Raw genomic sequence first — 20865 nt, 5'->3', positions numbered from 1 at the left:
CGCCAAAAATGTTCCAAAAAGTTCCCCTGGCGACCAATGGAAACCGTTGCTTAACCTGAATCCGCTTTAACTGCGTGTGTTGCGTAGCCGGTGGATTTCAAATGCCTCATTCGATTCCGACGAACCGTTCTGGAGCGCTGGCCCGGATAGCTGGCGTCAGCCTCCTGTCACTGCTGGCCGCGGCTTGCGCCGCCGATTCCCAGCGTTTCGCCGGTTTCGGCGGAACGGACAACATGTCCACTGGCAGTCTGCCGCCTTCCGATGTGCCGGGCAGTTCTTCGCCGTCCTATGGCGGCGGGGCTTATGGCGGGTCTGCCCCGGTGCAGACGTCGTCGCTGCCGCCGCCCTCCGGCGCCTCCAGCCAGTCTTTCAGCCCGTCCGCCGGCTTCGCCGGCGTGCGCCCCGACGCCATGTCCGGCAGCGCCAATGGCTGGACCGCCGCCGGCGGCGCTACAGTGTCCGTGGGGCAGGGCGATACGGTCCAGTCCATCGCTGATCGCTATGGCGTGCCGCCGGCCGCCATTCGCGCCGCCAACAACATCGGCGGCGGCGGGCTGACGCCTGGCTCCAGCGTTGTCATCCCGGTTTACAATCCCGGCGCCAGTTCTGTCGCGTCGGCTTCTTCCGCTGCGCGTAACGCCGCCCAGCCGGTCGTCCGTCCCGTGGAGCAGGCGGCGACGTCCGCGAGCCGCGCCGCCAGCAATGTGACGTCCGCGCCGGGCAAGGCGCTGCAGACGGCGCAGGGCGCCCAGCGCAATGTGCAGACACATGCGACGTCTGCCAACGACCGCGCCGCCCAGGTGATCGCGGCCTCCCGCGCCGCCGTGCAGCAGCCGGTGAAGGCTGGTCAGCCGCCGCGCAGCCTGCAGCAGCAGGCGCAAGCCGTCGCAGGCCAGCCGGGCCAGGCGGCGCAGAAGGCGGCCGGGCAGGCCCAGACTGCAGCCGCGAAGGCCCAGACCGCCGCCCAGGCCGCTGCTCAAGCGAAAACAGCTGCCCAGGCAAAGGCCGCCGCCCAGGTGAAAACCGCTGCGGAAGCGCCGGCAAAGACGGTCGCCCAGGCCCAGCAGAAGGCGCCGGTCGCCGAGCTGAAGACGCCCGAGCGTCAGCAGGCTGCCGTAGCTGCTCCCGAAGCGCCCGCCGCCAAGCAGGAAGTCGCCCAGCAGGCGTCCGGCGGGTCATTCCGCTGGCCGGCGCGTGGCCGCATCATTCAGGGTTTCAACGGCCGCAATGGCAGTGAGGGCATCAATATCGCCCTGCCGGAAGGCACGCCCGTCAAGGCGGCTGAAGGCGGCGTCGTCGCCTATGCCGGCAACGAGCTGAAGGGTTATGGCAATCTGGTGCTGATCCGCCACGAGAACGGCTGGGTCTCCGCCTACGCCAACAATGGCGAACTGACCGTCAAGCGCGGCGACAAGGTCAGCCGCGGCCAGACGGTGGCGAAGTCCGGCCAGTCCGGGAATGTCTCCACGCCCCAGTTGCACTTTGAATTGCGCAAGGGGTCCACGCCCGTGGATCCGATGCCCCATCTCGCCGGAGGTTGAGACCCCACCGGAGAAACAGAAAGCGCCCCGGATCCCTCCCGGGGCGTTTTCTGCGTTTTGGAGCGCTTTCCGATCAGACTGAATCGTCTGGTCGACCGGATTTCGCGCAAAATGGCGGACACGGGAGCCGCTTCTGATCCATTGCGATCGGAAGAGGCTCCAGATCATGCAAACATCGTCTCAGCCGATGGCGATCGCCACCTTGCCGAAATGGGCCCCACTCGACATGTAGCGGAAGGCTTCCGGGGCTTCATCGAAGCTGAAGGTGCGGTCCAGCGCCGGCTTCAGCTGGTTCTGCGCGATGGCCGCGCACATGGATTTCAGGTCGTCGATCGACCCGACCGTGACGCCCTGCAGGCGTTGCTGCTGCATCACCATCAGGGACAGGCGCGGCTCCTGCCTGGCTTCGCCGGCCAGCACGCCGATGAAACCGATCATGCCGCCAATGCGGAGCGACCGGATTGATTCATTGAGCGTGCCGACGCCGCCCACTTCCACGACGATGTCGACGCCGCGTCCGTCAGTCAGCACGCGGGCCAGTTTCCCCCATTCCGGCGTTTCGCGGTAATTGATGGTTTCGTCGGCGCCGAGTGTCTTCAGCCGTTCGATTTTGGCGTCGCTGGACGAGGTGGCGATGACCCGCGCGCCGGCCAGTCTGGCGAATTGCAGGGCAAACAGCGAAACGCCGCCGGTACCCTGGGTCAGCACGATGTCGCCCGGCTTCACCTGGCCGCATTTCACAACCGCGCTCCAGGCCGTGAGGGCCGCGCAGGGCAGGCAGGCCGCCTCGGCGTCGCTGAGGTGGGCCGGCGTCGCAACCACGGCGTGCGCGGGAAATACCCGGTATTCGCACAAGACGCCGTCAACCGAGCCGCCGAGCGCCGCCGCCATCTTCTCCGCGCTGGCGTCGCCGCCATGCCAGTTCTCGAAGAACGAGCCGATGACCCGGTCGCCTTCCTTCCATTCGCGCACGCCAGGGCCGACTTCGGCGATGACGCCGGCGCCGTCCGAAACCGGGATCAGCGGAAATTTCTGCCGCGAGCCATAGCCGCCGCGCACCGTAATCAGGTCGCGGTAATTCAGCGAAACGGCGTTGATGCGCACCAGCACCTCGCCGCGTCCAGGCGCAGGCCGGTCAATATCCACCTTGCGCAGGCCGTCGAGGCCAGAGGCGTCCTGAAGCTGCCAGGCTTTCATCATTCACTCCCGGAAATCTGCCGGCGCAAAGCCGGACAATCGTTTGTTTGATTGGTCAGGAAGGCGCTCCCGCGGGGGCGCCAGGTTCAGTTGCGGAGGCGCTCCTCAATCAGCCGCCGCCGCGCTGGCGTCAACGCCGTTGCCGGATCGCCAGTGCCGAACGGCGGCTGCGGCGCGTAATGCATGCTGAGTTCGATGGCTTCGCCCAGCTCGCGCCCAACCAGCAGGCCGCAAAGCACAAGGCCCATGTCGATGCCGGCGGAGACCCCGCCTGAGGTCAGATATTTGCCGTCCACATGCACGCGATCCGCAACTGGCGCGGCGCCGAGCGCGGCCAGCGCGTCATGGGCGCGCCAGTGGGTGGCGGCGGCCCGGTTCCGCAGCACGCCAGCCGAGGCCAGCAGCAGGGCGCCCGTGCACACCGAACAGGTGTAGCGGCTGGTCTGGTCGATCCGCCGCAGCCACTCCATCACGGCGGCGTCTCCCAGCAGGCCGCGCAGGGCGGATGGCATGCCGCCGGGGACGATCAGCACATCGGCGGCGCTCACGTCGTCCAGCGACGCGGCCGCCTGGATGACGATGCCGCCGCCGCAGGTCGCCGGCCTGCCGCCTGGCGAGGCCGTCACAATGTCGGCTTCCGGCAGCCGGGAGAGGGAATCATACGGGCCGACGGCGTCCAGCGCGGTCATGCCCTCATAAACAAGCAGCGCGATCCGCATGGCTCCCTCCGTTGCGGCGCCGGCTCAGTTCTCCAGCGTCTTGCCGAGCCGTCCGGCCAGGTCCTGGATGTATTGCCACGCCGTGCGACCGGAACGATAGCCGCGCGTTGTCGCCCATTCCAGCGCGTCGCGGCGCAATTCAGCCGGATCGATGTCGAGGCCGTAATGGCTCACATAGCCGTTGACCATGGCCAGATACTCGTCCTGGCTGCATTTGTGGAAGCCGAGCCACAGGCCAAAACGGTCGGACAGGGAGACTTTCTCTTCCACCGCCTCCCCCGGATTGATGGCTGTGGAGCGCTCGTTCTCCATCATGTCGCGCGGCAGCAGATGGCGGCGGTTGGACGTGGCGTAAAACAGCACGTTGCGGGGCCGCCCTTCGATGCCGCCGTCGAGGGCGGCCTTCAGCGACTTGTAGGAGGTATCGTCGGAATCGAACGACAGGTCGTCGCAGAAGACGATGAAACGGTAGGCCGCCTCGCGCAGGATGTTCATCAGCGCCGGCAGGCTGGCGATATCCTCGCGATGAATTTCGATCAGCTTCAGCCTGTCATTGCCAGTCCGCGGCTGGCCATCGCCATTGTTGATGGCGGCGTGCACCGCCTTGACCAGGGAGGATTTGCCCATGCCGCGCGCCCCCCACAGCAGGGCGTTGTTGGCGGGCAGGCCCCTGGCGAAGCGCGTGGTGTTGTCCTGAAGCTGGTCGCGCGCCCGGTCAACGCCCTGCAACAGCACCATCTCGACCCGGTTGACGTGCGGCACGGGCGCCAGGCGCGGCGGCGCGGCCTGCCAGACAAACGCGTCGGCGCCATCGAAATTCGCGCCAGGCGGCGGCGCAGGCCATGCGCGCTCCAGCGCCGCGGCGATGCGGTTGAGCGCCTCCGGCGCGCCGGCCTCCGCGAGGGCGGCGGCGAAGGCCTGCCAGGAAGCCTGTGGCGGATGCTGTTCGTCTTGAGCTTGAGTCATATCGGTGGTCCGGGTGCTCTGCGTCGTAACGGAAGGTAGGCCGGGGAGGCCCGGAGCCATGCAGCCTGCGTTTTGCTGCCAATGCTCCGGCCAGGGCCGGGCCGTGGCCGCCCTCCGGCTTCGCGACTGTGTGGAGATTGCCCCGAGCGCCGCCGCAGCGATTCTCTCCGGGCCCAATTCCACAGGCAGTTTTCACCTGCGCTGTCCGTCTTGTCGACGGGCCGCCTGACGCGGCAGCCGGGCGCTCAAGGCATACATAAGGGATATATATGGGCTGCATGGGCCGGCATTCCGCCAGAACGGGCGTTTGCTCCGCCGGAATTCGCCCGCCCTGGAGTGGGGCGCGGCGCCCGCAGCCATTTTCCTGCGGTTTTCGCGCCGGCGCGGCGTCCTGACACTTGCCTAATTTGCGCCTGGCGCCTATAAGCCGCGCCATCCCACACGTGGAGTTTTTGCCCATGACCGTAATGGGCTGTCCGGTGATCGCGGCTTTTCGGGCTTGCGATCTTCTCGGCTCCACGGAGGTATAACCGGAGAATATATTATGGCGCTTCCTGAATTCACCATGCGTCAGCTGCTCGAAGCTGGCGCTCACTTCGGCCACCAGGCCCACCGTTGGAACCCGAAGATGAGCGAGTACATCTTCGGCGTGCGCAACAACATCCACATCATCGACCTGGCCCAGTCGGTGCCGATGCTGCACCGCGCCCTGCAGGCCGTGTCCGACACCGTTGCCGCCGGCGGCCGCGTGCTGTTCGTTGGCACCAAGCGCCAGGCTGCTGATTCCATTGCTGAATCGGCCCGTAATTCGGCCCAGTACTTCGTGAACTCCCGCTGGCTCGGCGGCATGCTCACCAACTGGAAGACCATCGCCGGCTCGATCCAGCGTCTGCGCAAGCTCGACGAAATGCTTTCCAGCGGCGCCGCCCAGGCGCTGACCAAGAAAGAGCGTCTGATGCTGTCGCGCGAGCAGGAGAAGCTCGAGAAGGCGCTGGGCGGCATCAAGGACATGGGCGGCACGCCGGACCTGCTGTTCATCATCGACACCAACAAGGAGCAGCTGGCGATCAAGGAAGCCCGTCGTCTGGGCATCCCGGTCGTGGCTATCGTCGACACCAATTGCGATCCGGATGGCATCACCTATCCGGTTCCGGGTAACGACGACGCCGGCCGCGCCATCCAGCTGTACTGCGACCTGGTCGCCCGCGCCGCCATCGACGGCATTTCCCGCGGCGCCAGCGACATGGGCTTCGACCACGGCGCTGACGAGGCTCCTGTGGCTGAAGACCTTGGCGTCGCCGAGGCTCCTGAGGCTTTCGCTGACGAGGTCTTCGAGGTTCTGGCTGCTCCGCGCGGCGCGCCGGATGACCTCACCAAGCTGCATGGCGTTGGCCCTGAGCTGGAAGCCAAGCTGAACGAGGGCGGCGTGTTCCACTACTGGCAGATCGGCGCCCTGAAGGACGCTGACGTTGCCCGCCTTGACGCCGAGCTGAAGCTCAATGGCCGCATCCAGCGCGATAACTGGGTTTCCCAGGCGCGCGCGCTCGTCGAAGCCGCCTGATCGCGGTCTGGTTGACGTCTCCGGAGTGATCCGCCCGGGTGGCCTGATGGGCGCCGGGCGGGGGCTTTGAAACTGATCGGCCCGGCGTTTCATCGACGCCGGGTTCTGCCTGTCCTGGGTTCGGGTTTCCTGGGTTCGGGCTTCCTGAGTTTGGGTTTTCTGGGCTCCGGTTTTGCCCTAGGCAAGGTTCCGGAGCGCCCAAGGTTTTGATTTCACGCATTTTCACCAGGCGGGGCCGCCTCGGCCGCGCTTGAAAATGCTCCGGGCCGGACGCATGTTCCTGGCCATATTTTCAGGGGACGACCATGTCGAACATTACAGCCGCAATGGTGAAAGAGCTTCGCGAGAAGACCGGCGCGGGCATGATGGACTGCAAGTCGGCGCTCAACGAGACCGGCGGCGACATCGAGGCCGCGGTTGACTGGCTGCGCAAGAAGGGCCTGTCCAAGGCCGCCAAGAAGGCCGGCCGCGTCGCCGCCGAAGGTCTGGTCGCCGTTGAATCGTCGGGCAAGACCGCCGCGATCGTCGAGGTGAACTCCGAGACCGACTTCGTCGCCCGCAACGACAGCTTCCAGGCGTTCGCCCGTGAGGCCGCCAAGATCGCCCTCAATGGCGACGGCACCCTGGCCAACCTCGAAGCCGCCCATTTCCCGGGTGAGAGCGTCACCATCAAGGACCGTCTGCAGGATCTGATCGCCACCATCGGCGAGAACATGAACCTGCGCCGCGTCGACCGTCTGCATGTGGACAATGGCTTCATCGCCACCTACGTCCACAACGCCGCTGGCGAGGGCCTTGGCAAGATCGGCGTGCTCGTGGCGCTGGAGTCGACCGGCGACGTGTCGCTTCTCGAGACGCTTGGCCGCCAGATCGCCATGCACGTGGCCGCCACCAGCCCGGCTGGCCTCGACGGCGCGTCGATCCCGGCCGATGTGCTGGAGCGCGAGAAGGCCATCCTGCGCGATAAGAACGCCGGCAAGCCCGAACATGTTCTCGAGAAGATCGTCGAGAGCGGCATGAAGAGCTACTTCAAGGAAAACACCCTTGTGGAGCAGCCGTTCATCCACGACCCCTCCAAGACCATCAGCCAGGTGCTGAAGGAAGCTGAAGGCAAGGTCGGCGCGCCGGTCGCCCTGAAGGGCTTCGTGCGTTATGGTCTGGGCGACGGCATCGAGAAGGAAGAGGCTCCGGACTTCGCTGCTGAAGTCGCGGCTGCCGCGAAGGGCTGATCCACGCCCGGTGGGCTTCTGGTCCGCGTTGACAGAAGCTGACGCGGAAACAGCAGTTTGGAGGCCGCGGTTGATCTGAAGGATCAGCTAGCTTCCAGAGCCATTGCTGGTTGCAGGCCGTTTGCACAAACTGCGAACTGTCCGCTGCGACCGCCCGCTTTTCCCGACCCCGGCCCGTTTGGCCGGGGTTGGCGCATCAGAGCCTTTTCCAGCGAAGCGCCGTCGCTTTGCCGGATCATGCCAGCGAAGCGCCGCCGCTTCGCCAGATCATGCCAGCGAGGCGTCGTCGCTTCGCCAGATCATGCCAGCGAAGCGCCGTCGCTTCGCCAGATCATGAAGGCGCTGTCCCGCCCGCCCCATGCCGGCTGGCGGGAGAACGCCCGGCCATCTGGCCACATTTTTTTGGGGGATCGCATGCAGGTTAAACGCGCGCTGCTCAAGCTGTCCGGCGAGGCGCTCGCTGGCCCGAACGGGTCGGGGCTGCATGGCGAAACCCTCACGGCGATCGCCGCCGATATCGCCGAAGCCAACCGCGCGGGTTTCGAGATCGCCATTGTGGTTGGCGGCGGCAATTTCTTCCGGGGCGTGCAGGGCCTCTCGCGCGGGCTAACCCGCAACGCCGGCGATTCGATCGGCATGCTTGGCACGGTGATGAACGCGCTTGCGCTGGAGCACGCCATCGAGGCCGCCGGCATTCCCGCCCGCGCCATGTCCGCCATCGCCATGCCAGCCCTGTGCGAAAGTTACGCCCGCCGACGGGCCATTGACCATCTGGGCAATGGCAAGGTCGTGGTGCTGGGCGGCGGCACCGGCAACCCCTGGTTCACGACGGATACGGGCGCGGCCCTGCGCGCCGCCGAACTGGAATGCGACCTGCTGCTGAAGGGCACAAACGTCGATGGCGTCTATGATTCCGACCCGCGCGCCAACCCGCAGGCCATGCGCTTTGACCGGCTGACCCATGCGGACGCCATTGCCCGTGACCTCAAGGTGATGGACACGGCGGCCTTCGCGCTGGCGCGCGACAGCGGACTCAGCATTCTGGTTTTCTCGCTGCACAAGCCTGGCGCCATCAGCGCCGCCTTGCGGGGCGAGGGCGCCTTTACGCTGGTCGCGCCGCAATAGGGCAGTGAGGCGGTTTTTCGCATCGGTTTTCGTTTCCTGGCGCGCGATGCTCGCGCCCGGCGCATAAAGCCGCTATGAAGCTGCCATCTGTCCGGGGTGGGGACGGCGTCGCCGCCTCTTCCGCCTGGCGCGCCGCAGGCGACGCCACTGAACCAAACTGATTGCCAGGGCGAGACATATGACGACCGCGAATTTCGATCTTGAAGACATCAAGCGCCGCATGACCGGAGCCATTAACGCGCTGCGCCATGACCTCGCGAGCCTGCGCACCGGCCGCGCGTCCGCGAACCTGCTTGATCCGATCTCGGTGGACGCCTATGGCGCCGCGACGCCGATCAGCCAGGTTGCGACGGTTTCGGTTCCGGAGCCACGCCTGCTCAGCGTTCAGGTCTGGGATCGCGGCATGGTCAATGCGGTTGAAAAGGCGATCCGTGAGTCGGATCTTGGCCTCAATCCCAATACCGAAGGTCAGGTCATCCGCCTGCGCATTCCGGAGATGAACGAGCAGCGCCGCAAGGAGATGGTCAAGGTCGCGCACAAGTATGGCGAGGAGGCCAAGGTGGCCATCCGCCATGTGCGCCGTGACGGCATGGACCTGCTGAAGAAGCTGGAAAAGGCCGGCGATATCAGCGAGGACGACCAGACCCGCTTTGGCGAGCAGGTGCAGAAGGCCACCGACCAGTCCGTGGCGGAAGCAGACCAGACGGTTGCCGCCAAGGAAAAGGAAATCATGCAGGTCTGACGGGCGGTTTCCAGCTGGGCCGGGTTTTCCGCCGGGCCGGAGGCGCCCCACGCGATGAAACCGCGCCAGGCGCTGGATGCGCCTGCCTGCCGGGGCGGGGTATGGTGAAGCTGGCGGGAGCCCATCCCGCCGGGTGCATGAGCCGGGCCAGGCGCTGGTCAGTCTGGCCATGTCTGGCAGGGTCGGGGGACGCATGGGCGTTGCAGGTGAAAATTTGACGACGCCCCCGTCTGGCGATGCGGAGGCCAGCGCGGCGCCCGCGGTGCGCCATGTCGCCATCATCATGGATGGTAACGGCCGCTGGGCGACCCGCCGGGGGCTGCCGCGCGCCGAGGGGCACCGGCGCGGCGTGGAGGCCTTGCGGCGCACTGTTCGCGCCGCCGTTGAACTCGGCCTCGAATATCTGACCGTATATTCGTTTTCCTCGGAGAACTGGCGCAGGCCGGCCGCGGAAGTTGGCGCGCTCATGGGGCTGCTGCGCCTGTTCTTTCGCCGCGATCTCGCCGATCTGGAAAGCATCAACGTTCGCATCCGTTTCATTGGCGAGCGCGAGGGGCTGAAAGCCGACGTTCGCGCGATTCTCGATGAAGCCGAAAAGCGCACGGCCCACAACACGGGGCTCAACCTCGTGGTGGCGTTCAACTATGGCGGTCGCCAGGAAATCGCCGCCGCGGCGCGGCGCATCGCGGAGCTGGCCGCCGCTGGCCAGTTGAAGCCGGATGACGTTTGCGAGGAACTGGTCGGCCGCATGCTCGACACCGGCGGCATGCCTGATCCCGACCTGGTCATCCGCACGTCGGGCGAAGTCCGGACGTCCAACTTCCTGCCGTGGCAGACGGCATATTCGGAATATGTGTTCACGCCCGTGCTGTGGCCGGACTTCGACGGGGAGGCGCTGGGCGCCGCCATCGCCGAATTTGCCCGGCGCGACAGGCGTTTTGGCGGTGTTGGCGAAGCTGGCGCCCTGGCTGGGGGAGGCAAAGAGGCTTGAGCGGCGGATTTCTGTCAGGCAGCCCCCAGGGCGGACGCCCTGAGCTTTTGCTCCGCACGGCGTCAGCCATCGTGCTTGGCGCGGTCGCGCTCGGGTCCGCCTGGACTGGCGGCTGGCCGCTGGCGATCCTCTGGGCGCTGGCCGGCGCCGTGGCCGCCTGGGAGTGGTGCGCGCTGGCGCAGCCCACGCCATCCCCGCATCGCGACGTCGCTGGCCGGGGAGCCGCGGCGATTGTCGGGCTGACCGGGCTCACCGCTTTCGCGGGCGCGCCAGGCGTGGCGATTCTGGCCGGGGCTATTGCCAGCATCGCGCTCGGGTTTTTCATCACCCGCGCGGCGGCGGGCGTGGCGCTGACGCTGCCGGCTTTCGCGGTCGGCGCCGTTCTGGCGGTGACGCCGGTCGCGGCGCGGCATCTGCCGGTGATTGGCCCTGGCGTGCTGCTCTGGATGTTCGCCGTGGTCTGGACCACCGACATCGCCGCCTATTTTACCGGCAAGACTTTTGGCGGGCCGAAACTGTGGCCCCGCGTCAGCCCTGGCAAGACATGGTCCGGGTTCGCGGGTGGAACCATTTTCGGGGCGCTGGCCGGCGTGCTGTTGCTGACCCTTGGCTTCGGCTGGAGCCTGTCGTGGAAGCTGGTTGTTGTGTCTGTTCTGGCCTCGGTCGTCGGGCAGGGCGGCGATCTGGCGGAATCTGCTCTCAAGCGCCGCGCCGGCGTCAAGGATTCTGGCGCGCTGATACCCGGCCACGGCGGCGTTCTGGACCGTCTCGACGGCTTCTGGGCGGTAACTGCCCTGGTGGCGGCCGGCATGCTGCTCGGGTTTCTCTGACCATGGACGGCAAGCGATGAGCGTGCATCTCCAACCTGCGCCCGGGCACTCCCAGGAGCTGGAACCTGGCGTTCGCCGCGTGACGGTTCTGGGGGCCACCGGGTCCGTCGGCCGTTCGACCGCCGCCGTGCTGGACGAGCACCGAGACCGTTTCCGGGTCGCCGCCCTGGTGGCGGGCTCGGATATCGCAGGCGCTGCCCGGCAGGCACGCCAGCTCGCGCCGGAATTCGTCGCTGTCGCCAATCCGTCGCTGGGGGCGGCGTTGCGCGATGCGCTGGAAGGGACCGGCGTGGCCAGCGGCGCCGGTGAGGCGGCGGTTGCCGACGCCATCGCCCTGTCCTGCGACGTGGTGGTTGGCGCCATATCCGGAGCCGCCGGGCTGCGCCCGACGCACGCGGCGATGCAGACGGGGCGGGTCATGGCCCTGGCCAACAAGGAGTGCCTTGTCTGCGCTGGCGAAGCCTTCATGCGTGACGCGGCGGCGCGCGGGGTGCCGGTTCTGCCGGTTGATTCCGAGCACAACGCCCTTTTCCAGGCCCTGGGCGCGGAGACCGTGGACAGGGTTGAGCGCATGACGCTCACCGCCTCGGGCGGCCCATTCCGCGACTGGCCCGCTGAAGCCATGGCCGACATCACGCCGGCCCAGGCGCTGGCCCACCCCACCTGGGCCATGGGGCCGAAGATCAGCATTGATTCCGCGACGCTGATGAACAAGGGGCTGGAACTGATCGAGGCCATGCACCTGTTCAGCCTGCCGCCGGAGCGGCTCGACGTGCTGGTGCATCCCCAGTCGGTGATTCACGGCATGGTCGCCTTCACCGATGGCTCGGTAACCGCCGGCATGGCCTCGCCGGACATGCGCATTCCCATCGGTCATTGCCTGGGGTTGCCAGAACGTCTCAAGCTGTCGACGCCCCGCCTGGATCTGGCGCAAATCGGCGCCCTGACGTTCAGCGCGCCGGATCTCGCGCGGTTCCCCGCGCTACGCCTGGCGCAGGAGGCGATGGCCGCCTCCGGCGGCGCCGCCGCTGCGCTCAACGCCGCCAATGAGGTGGCTGTCGCCGCTTTCCTCGCCGGGCGCATCGGTTTTTGCGCCATTCCGGAGCTCATCGCCAGGGTGTGTGAAAGCATGGCTGGCGTTGCGGCGCCGTCTGGCATCGACGACGCCCTGGAGATCGATGCGGAAGCGCGCGCCAGGGCCACGGCGGCGCTCGACGCCGGATGCGCCGGCTGACGATGGACCACACCCTGATTCAGGCGCCGGCGCCTGAATACAGCCAGGATTCAGTTTGATAAATGCACAGGGACGCCATAGCGTTTTCCTCACGGGGCGTCGCGTCGCTCAATCTGGGTAAAATGCGATAAAATCAAAAGGATAGACGAGATTCCTGAATCGGTTTGTCCAGATGCATCCCCAGGCTGGCGTCAATTTTTGCGGAGAGTGGAAGCGCGATGGATATCAGCGGGCTGACAGGTCTGTTCGGGTCTTTTTTCGGCTCGGTCATCCCTTTCATTTTTGTGCTGTCGATCGTGGTGTTCGTGCATGAGTACGGGCATTACATCGTGGGCCGCTGGTGCGGCGTCGGGGTCAGGGCGTTCTCGATCGGCTTTGGCCGCGAGCTGTTCGGCTGGACCGATCGACATGGAACGCGCTGGAAGGTTTCGGCGATTCCTCTTGGCGGCTACGTGAAGTTCGAAGGCGACGCCGGAGCGGCCAGCACGCCGGACCTCGCCGGCCTTGCGGGCATGAGCGCGGCGGAGCGGGCGCGCAGCTTCCACCACGCCAGCCTGCCGCGCCGCGCCGCCATCGTCGCCGCCGGGCCGGTCGCCAACTTCATCCTCGCCATCGTCATCTTCAGTCTCACCATTTTCGCCTATGGCCGGATGGAGCTGATACCGCGCATTGACGCCGTGCAGGAGAACAGCGTCGCCGCCCAGGCTGGCTTCCACGCCGGCGACGTGGTGAAGGCGATTGACGGCGAGGCGGTCTCCAATTTCGCTGACATGCAGCGCATCATTTCCGGCAGCGCCGGGGAAAAGCTGGATTTCACGGTGGAGCGCGGCGGCTCGCTGATTCACATCTCGGCCACGCCGGCGGTGCGCGAGTTGTCCACGCCGTTTGGCAAGCAGCGCATCGGCATGCTGGGCGTGCAGGGGTCGCGCAATCCGGCGGACGCCCAGGTTCGCCATTACGGCCCGCTGGAATCCCTGCGGATGGGGACGCAGGAAACCTGGCATGTGGTGGATCGCACCTTTTCCTATCTGGGGAAGCTGATCGTCGGCAAGGAATCCGTGGACCAGCTCTCGGGGCCGATCCGCATCGCCCAGGTGTCTGGCCATGTTGCGCAAATGGGGCTGACGCCGCTGCTTAACCTGGCCGCCTTCCTGTCCGTGTCGATCGGGCTGCTTAACCTCTTTCCCATTCCGATGCTCGACGGGGGACATCTGCTGTTTTATGCAGTGGAGGCCGTGCGGGGGCGGCCCATGAGCGAACGTCTCCAGGAGTATGGATTCCGTATCGGTCTCGCCCTCGTGCTGATGCTGATGCTGTTTGTGACCTGGAACGATCTCATGCATCTGGGCAGTCTGTTTGGCCTGCGGGCATCGTGACTTCGTAACCACGGTTGGGAAAAAACCCTTTGTTAACCCTCTCTTTGATTGCAAGCGGGCGTAAACCCGTTAGAAGCAATTTGAGAGGCAGCGTAGAACGCATGGATAGCGCCCCCTTGAAGGGGTCCATAAGAATCAGGGCGGCCAGTTTATGAATGTGACTGCAACGATCCGCAGTGTGGGTATGACAGGCGTGAGCCGTCTTGCTCTTGCGACCGGGCTTCTGCTGGCGACGGGCGTCGTCGGCGTTCAGGCCCAGACGGCAGCGGAGGGCTATGGGCAGCACCGCAGCGCCTCCCGCGCCAGTGAGCGTCAGATCGTCAATCGCGTGGTCTTCGAGGGTAACAAGAAGATCCAGAAGGACGTGCTTCTGGGCGAGTTGGCGACCAAGGCGCGCGACCCCTACAGCCCGGCGGCGGTCCAGAGCGACGAGGCGCTGCTGCGTGAGATTTACAAGCGCGGCGGTCGTGGGTTCGCCACCGTATCCAGCCGCGTTGTTCCGCTCGACAATGGTCGCGTCGACGTCGTCTTCACCATCAAGGAAGGCGACAAGACCGGCGTCAAGGAAATCAATTTCGTCGGCAATCACGCCTATTCGTCCACCCGTCTGCGCAACCTGATGCAGACGACTGAGATGAATCTGCTGTCGTGGCTGAAGACCTCCGACGTTTATGATCCGGACAAGATCGCCCAGGACGAGGATGCGATCCGTCGCTTCTACCTGAAGCATGGCTACGCCGATTTCCGCATCGTGCAGAGCGATGCGGCGTTCGACGACGCCAAGGGCGGCTGGGTTGTCACCATCGGCGTGGAAGAGGGGCAACCCTATCGCGTCGCCGACGTGAATGTGGAATCCCGCATTCCGGGCGTCTCGGCCGATGAGGTGCGCAAGCGCATGAAGACCTCCGCTGGCGACGTCTATGACGCCGACGCCATCGAGAAGGGTATGGAGTCGATGACTACCGACGTGATGCGTCGTGGTTATCCCTTCGCCCAGGTGCGCCCGGCCGGCGTTCGCGACAGCCAGAACAACACCATCGGCCTGACCTATGTGGTCGAGGAAGGTCCGCGCGTTTATGTTGAGCGCATCAACATCCGCGGCAACGCCCGTACGCGTGACTACGTCATTCGTCGCGAGCTCGACCTTGAGGAAGGCGATGCCTACAACAAGGTGCTCGTCGACCGCGCCGAGCGCCGCCTGAACAACCTTGGCTACTTCAAGAAGGTGCGCGTCACCAACGAGCCGGGCAGCCAGCCCGATCGCGTGGTGCTGAACATCGACGTTGAAGATCAGGCCACGGGCCAGTTCTCGGTGTCGGGCGGTTACTCGACCCAGGACGGCATCATCGGCGAAGTGGCCGTGTCCGAGTCCAACTTCATGGGTCGCGGCCAGTACGTGCGCCTCTCGGGCCAGCTCGGCCAACGCGCCAACGGCGTGCAGCTCTCGTTCACCGAGCCGTACTTCCTTGGCCAGCGCCTCGCCGCCGGTTTCGACGTCTTCACGAAGTATGTCGACAACACCAAGTACGGTAACTACGAGACGCGGACGACGGGCGGCACCATCCGCTTCGGCCTGCCGATCACGGAAGAGTTCTCGATGCAGCTGCGTTACTCGCTGTATCAGACCAACCTGAAGGTGCCGAACACCTACAAGAAGCCGTACAACGACTGTAGCGTTCCGCTTCCGGGTTACACTTCGGTGTTCTCGCCAAGCGATCCGGGTCGGGGCGTGTTCCTTTATGACGGCACGCCAGGCGCCCTGTCGTACTTCCCGAACTGCGCTTACGATGGCGAAGCCTCGATTGCGGTGAAGGAGTCGCGCGGCAATACCATTACGTCGCTGGTCGGCGCCACGCTGACCTACAGCACGCTGGACAACATCAAGGATCCGCGCAGCGGTATCTTTGCCGAGGTTCGTCCTGAGGTGGCTGGTCTTGGCGGTGACTCGAAGTTCATTCGCGCCACTGGTGAGGCCCGTTACTACCGCGAGCTGTTCGACGACGTGGTCGGCATCCTGAAGATCCAGGGCGGTCACATCAGCCCGATCGGCGGCAAGGACCTGCGCCTGACCGACCAGTTCTTCATGGGACCGACGCTGGTTCGCGGCTTTGCTCCGTCGGGTATTGGTCCGCGTGACCTGAATGGCGATCCGTCCACCAACGGTATCGGCGGCACCACCTACTTTGGCGCCAGCGTCGAAGTGCAGTTCCCGATCCCGCTGGTTCCGCGTGAGATTGGCCTGAAGGGCGCCCTGTTTGCCGACGCCGGCACGCTCTATGGCTACAAGGGCAAGCGCTACTTCGACCTGAACAACAACGGCTTGATCGAGGGCTGGGGCGCCATGGGCTGCAGCACCGCGGGCCTGCCGGTTCAGCCAGAATGCGTGAATGTCTACGACTCCAAGTCGATCCGTTCGTCGGTTGGCGCCAGTATCCTGTGGCAGTCGCCGCTGGGTCCGATCCGCTTCGACTACGCTTATGCGCTGTCGAAGGCGACCGGCGACCGCACCCAGGCGTTCCGCTTCTCCGGTGGCGGCAGCTTCTGATCTATCGCTGGCGGGCGGCCATGCGATCGCCTGTGTCTGATATGCTTCGCGGCGGGTCGTCTTCTGGACGTCCCGCCGTTTTCACTGTATGGCCCCGGATAATGACTGACCCGGTATTCTTCACGCCCGTGCGCCGCATTGCCCTGCAGGAAGTGGCCGCGCTGGCTGGCGCGTCTCTTCCCGAGGGCATCGATCCGTCGCGGTTGGTTCTCGGCGTCGCGCCGCTGGAAAGCGCCGGGCCGGACGATCTGTCCTACATGGACAACGCCAGATACGTGGCGCAGTTGGCCGCCACCCGCGCTGGCGTGGTGCTGGTGGCGGACCGTTATGCGGCGCGGGTCGGGGCCGGGACCGTCGCCATCGTCTGCAAGGATCCGCACCGTGTGTACGCACGCGTTCTGGCGGAGCTGTATCCGGACGCCATGAGCCCCGGTTCATTTTTTGGCGCTTCCGGCGTGGCGCCGGGGGCCATCGTGCATCCGGACGCACGCATCGAGCAGGGGGCGGTCATTGACCCTGGCGCGGTGATTGGCGCAGGCGCCGAAGTGGGGCGCGGCTCGGTGATTGGCGCCACCACAGTCGTGGGGCCGGGCGTTCGCATTGGCCGCGACTGCTCAATTGCGCCGGGCGTGGTGCTGCAGCACGCGCTGCTGGGCAACCGGGTCATCATTCACCCCGGCGTCCGCATCGGGCAGGACGGCTTCGGTTTCGCCATGGGCGCCTCGCACCTGAAGCTGCCGCAAATCGGGCGGGTGATCATTCAGGATGATGTGGAGATCGGCGCCAACACCACGGTTGACCGGGGCGCCACGCGCGACACCATGATCGGCGAGGGGACGAAGATCGACAATCTGGTGCAGATTGCCCACAACGTGGTCATCGGCCGCCATTGCGTCATCGTCTCGCAGGTCGGCATAGCCGGCAGCTCCACCATCGAGGATTATGTGGTCATTGGCGGCCAGGTTGGCGTTATCGGCCATGTGCGCGTTGGCGCCGGTTCGCAGATCGCCGCGACCTCGAATGTCAATTCGGATGTGCCGCCAGGCTCCATCTGGGGCGGAACACCGGCGCGTCCGGTCAAGGAATGGTTCCGTGAAATCGCGGCGCTGAAAAAGCTTGCGTCGCGCGACAGGAACAAGTGAACAATCTTGAAGGTCGGATCGGACCACGGTCCCGACGGGCATCAGCAAGGAGCATTTTGATGGAAGGGGCGCCGCAGAAGCTTGAGTCGGCGGATATTGTGCAGATCATGAGCTATCTGCCCCATCGGTATCCATTTTTGCTCGTGGACCGCATCATCGAGATCGATCGCGATGAATCCTGCATCGGCATCAAGAACGTCACGTTCAACGAGCCGCAGTTTCAGGGGCATTTTCCGACCCGTCCGCTGTTCCCAGGCGTTTTGCTGATTGAGGGCATGGCGCAGACGGCCGGCGCAATCTGCGTCGCCAGCAAGATCGCTGAGTCGAAGGCGCCCAAGCAGGTGTTCTTCATGACCATCGACAAGTGCAAGTTCCGCAAGCCTGTGGAGCCAGGCGACGTTGTCGAGTTCCATATGCGCAAACTCAATAACCGCCGCAACATGTGGTGGTATCGTGGTGAGGCCAAGGTCAACGGCGTGCTGGTCGCCGAGGCAGAGGTTTCCGCAATGCTGGTGCTGGAGTGACCATGGCCGCCCGCATTCACCAACTTGCCGTTGTTGATCCCTCGGCGCGGCTCGGCGACGGCGTCAGCGTTGGACCGTTTTGCACGGTTGGCCCTGATGTCGTGCTGGGGGACGGCGTTGAGCTGGTCAGCCATGTGGCTGTGGCCGGCCGGACCACGGTCGGCGCCCGCACGAAGATTTACCCATTCGCCTCCATTGGTCATGCGCCGCAGGATCTCAAATACGCCGGCGAAGCGTCGACGCTGAGCATCGGCGCGGAATGCATGATCCGTGAAGGGGTTACCATTAACCCGGGCACGGCGGGCGGCGGAATGGCGACGGTTGTCGGCGACCGTTGCGCCCTGCTGGCAAATTCCCACATCGGCCATGACTGTCACGTCGGCAGCAATGTCATCATGTCCAACAATGTGATGCTGGCCGGGCATGTCACCGTTGGGGATCATGTCATTTTCGGCGGCGGTTCGGCCGTCATCCAGTTCACCCGCGTCGGCGCGCATGCGTTTGTCGGCGGCATGTCCGGGCTTGAGAACGATCTCATCCCTTACGGCATGGTCATAGGCAATCGCGCCCATCTGGCTGGCCTCAATCTGGTGGGGCTGAAGCGGCGTGGTTTCGCGCGTGAGGATATTCACGCCCTGCGTCGCGCTTACCGTTTGCTGTTCGCCGCGGAAGGCACGCTGCTGGAGCGCGTGGCCGATGCGGAGAGTGAACTGGGCGGCCATCCGCTGGTCACCGAGGTGCTGGCGTTCATTCGCGCGGGCGGCGACCGGGCGATCTGCACCCCGCGACAGGCCGAGAGCTGAGCCATGGAGGCGCCGGTCGCCATTCTGGCCGGCGGCGGGTCCCTGCCGCTGGCGCTGGCGGAAGCGTTGCGCCAGCGTGGTCGTCCGGTTGAGATTCTCGCGCTGCGGGGTTTTGCCGATCGGCCGACGCGCCGCGCCGCCGGCGCCGTGCGCGATCTGCTTGACGCCCAGGGCGTGCTTGACGTGCTGCATGGATGGCGCCCTGGCGCGGTGACCATGGCCGGCTATGTACATCGTCCGGGACCGCTGGCCCTGCTGGGGGCCTATTCAGCTTTCCGCAATCGGGATCTGATCTCGAGGCTCGCCGCCGCCGGGGATGACGGGTTGCTGCGCGGCGTTGTAAATCTTCTGGAAGATCAGGGATTTACGGTTGCTGGCGTTCACGCGCTCGCCCCGGAATTGCTGGCGCCGACAGGGGTTCTTGGCGAGACTCCGCCGCTTGCCGCCGCCTCGGTGGATATCGGTTTCGCCGTTCTTGCCAGCCTTTCCCCCTATGACGTTGGCCAGGCCGTCGCCGTCGCCGGCACGCGGGTATGCGCGGTAGAGGGGCCAGAGGGCACGGACGCCATGATTTCGCGTGTGCGCAAATTATGGGGAAGCGGCCGCCTGCCGCGCTCGGATCAGGCGCCGGTGCTGGTGAAAACCGCCAAGGCCGGGCAGGACCTGCGCATCGATATGCCGGTGATCGGTCCGCGCACGGTGCGTTGCGCCGCGGCGGCGGGGTTCGCCGGCATTGCCGTGGGCGCCGGCAAGACAATGATTATCGATCAGGCGGCGACGGTTGCGGAAGCCAACCGGCGTAATGTCTTTCTGATTGGAACATCGGTCGACCAGAACGGGATGCGTTTGCGCTGAAACACATCACCGCTGACATTTTCGGATGTCGCGTGATGTGACGCCAGCAAGCGGGTATCCACTGGCTGGCGTCATGCCCTGGTGCGTTTCGGAAAAGCTGAATCTGCGTTTCGGGCAGAAAAGCCGCGACATCAAAAGAACCGGGCATTTTGGCAGCCTGGATTTTACCGGACATGCGCCAGCATTCGCGCCCCTGGGAGGACAAGGTGAAAGCAGCAGGTCCCCTGAAAGTCTGGATGGTTTGCGGTGAGGAATCCGGCGATCAACTCGGGGCGGGGCTCGCCGTCGCGCTGAAGCAGCGGCTTGGTCCTGATGGCGTCAATTTTGGTGGGGTCGGCGGCGAACGGCTCGCGCATGAAGGCCTGGAAAGCCTGTTTCCCCTGTCGGACATCGCGGTGATGGGCTTCATCGCGCCGATCATGCGGCTGCCCACGCTGATCCAGCGGGTTTACCAGACGGTCAAGGCCATTGTCGCGGCGCAACCCGACGTGCTGGTCATCATCGACAGCCCTGATTTCACCCATGCGGTGGCGAAGCGGGTGCGCAAGCGCCTGCCTGCACTGCCAATCGTCGACTATGTCAGCCCCAGCGTCTGGGCCTGGCGGCCGGGACGGGCGCGCAAAATGGCGGCTTATGTCGATCATTTGCTGGCGTTGCTGCCGTTTGAACCGGATGCCCACCGGCGACTGGGCGGGCCGCCATGTACGTATGTCGGCCACCGGCTGATCGAGAAGCTGCCGTTGCTGCGCGGGGCGCGGGACCTGGAGCATCCATTGGCGGAGCCGCCGTCGCTGCTTGTTCTGCCCGGCAGCCGGCGCAGTGAAATATCCCGGTTGCTCGCCGTATTCGGCGAAACCCTGGGCCAGTTGCACGATCAGGGCGTGCGTTTCGATCTGGTGCTGCCGGCGGTGCGCCATCTGGAGGACGAGATTCGCCAGGGCGTCGCCACATGGAAAACGCCGCCGCGCATCGTTGCTGGCGAGGATGCGAAGTTTCAGGCCTTTCAACAAGCTGACGCGGCGCTGGCGGCTTCAGGCACCGTGACCCTGGAGCTGGCGCTGGCGGGCGTACCCATGGTCGTGGCGTACCGGGTGTCGAATATCGAAAGCGCCATACTTCGCCGGCTTATTACCGCGCCTTCCGCTGTTCTCGCCAACCTCATCCTCGGCAGGAACGCCATTCCCGAATTCATCCAGCAGGATTGTACGGCGGCCAATCTGTCGGCCGCCCTTGCGCCATTGCTGTCGCAGACGCCGGAGCGTCGCGCGCAGATTGCCGCGCTGGCTGAGGTCGAGGCGCGTATGCTGACCGATGGCGAAACGCCGTCCGAGCGGGCGGCGCGCATCGTCATAGATGTTGCCGGGCAGGGACGGGCCTGACCGGCGTCAGGTCGGGACCATACGCAGCGCATCTGGCTAAGCGGAAGCGCCCGCTTCGACGCGCGTTTTCCTGGCGAACGGCGCGTCCCGAATATTGCCCCAGTTC

At 65.5% G+C, this 20865-nt stretch carries 18 protein-coding genes; 15 read left to right on the top strand and 3 right to left on the bottom strand.

Going from position 1 to position 20865, the window contains the following annotated elements:
* Positions 1 to 233 precede the first annotated feature (233 nt).
* Complete coding sequence (locus ACERNI_RS02650; protein WP_448831706.1) at positions 234 to 1541, top strand: peptidoglycan DD-metalloendopeptidase family protein; 1308 nt, start codon at positions 234 to 236, stop codon at positions 1539 to 1541.
* A 180-nt stretch (positions 1542 to 1721) separates the two neighbouring features.
* Here the strand turns inward: ACERNI_RS02650 and ACERNI_RS02645 are convergent, their stop codons facing one another.
* The 3 genes from ACERNI_RS02645 to ACERNI_RS02635 all read right to left on the bottom strand — a co-directional run bounded on the left by ACERNI_RS02645 (position 1722) and on the right by ACERNI_RS02635 (position 4423).
* Complete coding sequence (locus tag ACERNI_RS02645) at positions 1722 to 2738, bottom strand: zinc-dependent alcohol dehydrogenase family protein (protein WP_448831802.1); 1017 nt, start codon at positions 2736 to 2738, stop codon at positions 1722 to 1724.
* An 86-nt stretch (positions 2739 to 2824) separates the two neighbouring features.
* Positions 2825 to 3457 carry a DJ-1/PfpI family protein gene (locus ACERNI_RS02640; RefSeq protein ID WP_448831705.1) on the bottom strand — a complete coding sequence of 211 codons (633 nt, stop codon included), beginning with the start codon at positions 3455 to 3457 and terminating at the stop codon, positions 2825 to 2827.
* Positions 3458 to 3481: 24 nt separating this feature from the next.
* A complete protein-coding gene (locus ACERNI_RS02635) occupies positions 3482 to 4423 on the bottom strand; it encodes an ATP-binding protein (RefSeq protein ID WP_448831704.1) in 942 nt (313 codons plus the stop codon).
* 544 nt (positions 4424 to 4967) lie between these two features.
* On the opposite strand from ACERNI_RS02635, the gene ACERNI_RS02630 reads away from it, so the two are divergent.
* The 14 genes from ACERNI_RS02630 to lpxB all read left to right on the top strand — a co-directional run bounded on the left by ACERNI_RS02630 (position 4968) and on the right by lpxB (position 20759).
* Positions 4968 to 5984 (top strand): 30S ribosomal protein S2, encoded by a 1017-nt coding sequence (locus ACERNI_RS02630; RefSeq protein WP_448831703.1) that lies wholly within the window; start codon positions 4968 to 4970, stop codon positions 5982 to 5984.
* 305 nt (positions 5985 to 6289) lie between these two features.
* A complete protein-coding gene (gene tsf / locus ACERNI_RS02625; protein WP_448831702.1) occupies positions 6290 to 7213 on the top strand; it encodes a translation elongation factor Ts in 924 nt (307 codons plus the stop codon).
* Positions 7214 to 7627: 414 nt separating this feature from the next.
* A complete protein-coding gene (gene pyrH / locus ACERNI_RS02620) occupies positions 7628 to 8338 on the top strand; it encodes a UMP kinase (RefSeq protein WP_448831701.1) in 711 nt (236 codons plus the stop codon).
* Between the two features lie 178 nt (positions 8339 to 8516).
* Positions 8517 to 9080, top strand: coding sequence for a ribosome recycling factor (frr, locus tag ACERNI_RS02615; RefSeq protein ID WP_448831700.1), 564 nt, complete (start codon positions 8517 to 8519; stop codon positions 9078 to 9080).
* A gap of 193 nt (positions 9081 to 9273) precedes the next feature.
* Complete coding sequence (locus ACERNI_RS02610) at positions 9274 to 10071, top strand: isoprenyl transferase (protein ID WP_448831801.1); 798 nt, start codon at positions 9274 to 9276, stop codon at positions 10069 to 10071.
* Positions 10068 to 10901, top strand: coding sequence for a phosphatidate cytidylyltransferase (locus ACERNI_RS02605; RefSeq protein WP_448831699.1), 834 nt, complete (start codon positions 10068 to 10070; stop codon positions 10899 to 10901). The genes ACERNI_RS02610 and ACERNI_RS02605 overlap by 4 nt, the downstream gene beginning before the upstream one ends.
* 16 nt (positions 10902 to 10917) lie before the next feature.
* Positions 10918 to 12135 carry a 1-deoxy-D-xylulose-5-phosphate reductoisomerase gene (gene dxr / locus ACERNI_RS02600; RefSeq protein WP_448831698.1) on the top strand — a complete coding sequence of 406 codons (1218 nt, stop codon included), beginning with the start codon at positions 10918 to 10920 and terminating at the stop codon, positions 12133 to 12135.
* Between the two features lie 218 nt (positions 12136 to 12353).
* Positions 12354 to 13511 (top strand): RIP metalloprotease RseP, encoded by a 1158-nt coding sequence (gene rseP, locus ACERNI_RS02595; RefSeq protein ID WP_448831697.1) that lies wholly within the window; start codon positions 12354 to 12356, stop codon positions 13509 to 13511.
* A gap of 184 nt (positions 13512 to 13695) precedes the next feature.
* The gene (gene bamA, locus ACERNI_RS02590; RefSeq protein WP_448831696.1) at positions 13696 to 16056 is read left to right on the top strand and encodes an outer membrane protein assembly factor BamA; all 2361 of its coding nucleotides are present in this window, start codon (positions 13696 to 13698) and stop codon (positions 16054 to 16056) included.
* Positions 16057 to 16157: 101 nt separating this feature from the next.
* Entirely contained in the window at positions 16158 to 17198 is a 1041-nt protein-coding gene (lpxD, locus tag ACERNI_RS02585) for a UDP-3-O-(3-hydroxymyristoyl)glucosamine N-acyltransferase (RefSeq protein WP_448831695.1), read from the top strand.
* Between the two features lie 59 nt (positions 17199 to 17257).
* Positions 17258 to 17722 (top strand): 3-hydroxyacyl-ACP dehydratase FabZ, encoded by a 465-nt coding sequence (fabZ, locus tag ACERNI_RS02580; RefSeq protein WP_191318217.1) that lies wholly within the window; start codon positions 17258 to 17260, stop codon positions 17720 to 17722.
* Between the two features lie 2 nt (positions 17723 to 17724).
* Positions 17725 to 18525 (top strand): acyl-ACP--UDP-N-acetylglucosamine O-acyltransferase, encoded by an 801-nt coding sequence (gene lpxA, locus ACERNI_RS02575; protein ID WP_448831694.1) that lies wholly within the window; start codon positions 17725 to 17727, stop codon positions 18523 to 18525.
* 3 nt (positions 18526 to 18528) lie between these two features.
* Positions 18529 to 19380, top strand: a complete 852-nt coding sequence (locus ACERNI_RS02570) for an LpxI family protein (RefSeq protein WP_448831693.1) — start codon at positions 18529 to 18531, stop codon at positions 19378 to 19380.
* Positions 19381 to 19553: 173 nt separating this feature from the next.
* Positions 19554 to 20759: a lipid-A-disaccharide synthase gene (gene lpxB, locus ACERNI_RS02565; RefSeq protein ID WP_448831692.1), complete on the top strand. Its 1206-nt coding sequence runs from the start codon at positions 19554 to 19556 to the stop codon at positions 20757 to 20759.
* Positions 20760 to 20865 lie beyond the last annotated feature (106 nt).

It is taken from the genome of Camelimonas sp. ID_303_24 (assembly GCF_053543495.1).
The sequence above is the reverse complement of the archived record's forward strand: the minus strand, read 5'-3'. Positions and strand labels throughout refer to the sequence as shown.